Origin of the sequence: Paraburkholderia sp. 31.1, from assembly GCF_014397645.1 — a bacterium.
In the GTDB taxonomy this organism is placed as follows: domain Bacteria; phylum Pseudomonadota; class Gammaproteobacteria; order Burkholderiales; family Burkholderiaceae; genus Paraburkholderia; species Paraburkholderia tuberum.
Window position 1 is genome coordinate 1 of sequence record NZ_VZQN01000135.1, and the last position, 2,028, is coordinate 2,028.

At 66.3% G+C, this 2,028-nt stretch carries 1 protein-coding gene; it reads right to left on the reverse strand.

Annotation, left to right across the window (positions count from 1 at the left end; translation table 11 throughout):
* On the reverse strand, nucleotides 1-2,028 hold a 2,028-nt coding region (locus F6X37_RS35580; RefSeq protein WP_187614648.1), incomplete at both ends, for a hypothetical protein.

Genomic DNA, 2,028 nt, shown 5'->3' on the forward strand with positions numbered 1-2,028 from the left:
TGGGCTTCGGCCTCCTGGGCCTGGGTGCGCTTGCCGCGCTGGGTGCGGGGATTGCTGCCGCGAGCGGTGGTGGTAATGGCGGCAGCGCTCCTGCTGTAGTGGATGAACAGACGCCGCCGGGTGCAGTGGACGACGATACGGATGCGGACGCTGATTCCGATGCCGACGCGGATGCTGACGCTGATGCGGATGCCGATGCGGATGCCGATGCTGATGCCGATGCTGATGCTGATGCCGATGCCGATGCCGATGCCGATGCCGATGCCGATGCCGATGCCGATGCTGATGCTGATGCCGATGCCGACGCTGATGCGGATGCCGATGCCGACGCTGATGCGGATGCCGACGCTGATGCCGATGCGGACGCCGATGCCGATGCCGATGCGGATGCTGACGCCGATGCGGACGCGGATGCCGACGCTGATGCCGATGCCGATGCCGATGCCGATGCGGATGCGGATGCGGATGCCGATGCCGATGCCGATGCCGATGCGGACGCGGATGCGGATGCGGATGCCGACGCGGATGCTGATGCGGATGCCGATGCCGATGCAGACGCTGACGCGGATGCGGATGCTGATGCCGACGCGGATGCGGATGCGGATGCGGATGCGGACGCCGATGCCGATGCAGACGCTGACGCCGATGCGGATGCGGATGCCGACGCGGATGCGGATGCGGATGCGGATGCCGACGCGGATGCCGATGCGGATGCGGATGCGGATGCCGATGCCGATGCCGATGCCGATGCAGACGCTGATGCGGATGCGGACGCCGATGCGGATGCGGATGCCGACGCCGATGCCGATGCAGACGCTGACGCTGACGCTGACGCCGATGCGGATGCGGATGCCGACGCGGATGCGGATGCGGATGCAGATGCGGATGCGGATGCGGATGCGGATGCTGACGCCGATGCGGATGCGGATGCTGACGCCGATGCAGATGCAGATGCAGATGCGGATGCTGACGCCGACGCGGATGCGGATGCGGATGCGGATGCGGATGCGGATGCGGATGCTGACGCCGATGCCGATGCAGATGCGGATGCTGACGCGGATGCTGACGCGGATGCCGATGCTGATGCTGATGCTGATGCTGATGCTGATGCTGATGCTGATGCTGATGCGGATGCGGATGCGGACGCAGATGCCGACGCTGACGCCGATGCGGACGCTGACGCGGACGCCGATGCGGATGCAGATGCCGACGCGGATGCTGACGCTGACGCCGACGCGGATGCCGATGCGGACGCGGATGCTGATGCTGATGCTGATGCTGATGCTGATGCTGATGCTGATGCTGATGCTGATGCTGATGCTGATGCTGATGCTGACGCCGATGCGGATGCCGACGCAGATGCCGATGCGGATGCCGATGCCGATGCGGACGCCGATGCGGATGCCGATGCCGATGCCGATGCCGATGCCGATGCCGATGCGGACGCTGACGCCGATGCGGACGCGGATGCGGATGCTGACGCCGATGCGGACGCCGACGCGGATGCAGATTCCGATGCGGATGCCGACGCTGACGCCGATGCGGACGCTGACGCCGATGCGGATGCGGATGCGGATGCGGATGCGGATGCGGATGCGGATGCGGACGCGGATGCTGACGCCGATGCGGACGCGGATGCGGATGCGGATGCGGATGCTGACGCCGATGCCGATGCGGATGCGGATGCTGACGCGGATGCTGACGCCGATGCGGACGCGGATGCGGATGCGGATGCGGATGCTGACGCGGATGCCGATGCCGATGCCGATGCGGACGCGGACGCGGACGCGGATGCCGATGCGGATGCTGACGCTGATGCGGATGGGGACGCCGACGCCGACGCCGATGCCGATGTTGATGCGCCGGATCAGCCAGTGATTGACGAAGTCATTGACGACGCGGGTCCGATCCAGGGTCCGGTGGGCAATGGTGAGAGCACGGACGACACGACGCCGACGCTGGTGGGCGAGGGTGAACCGGGCGACACGATCATCGTGATCGACAACGGCACGCCGATTGGCGAGACGA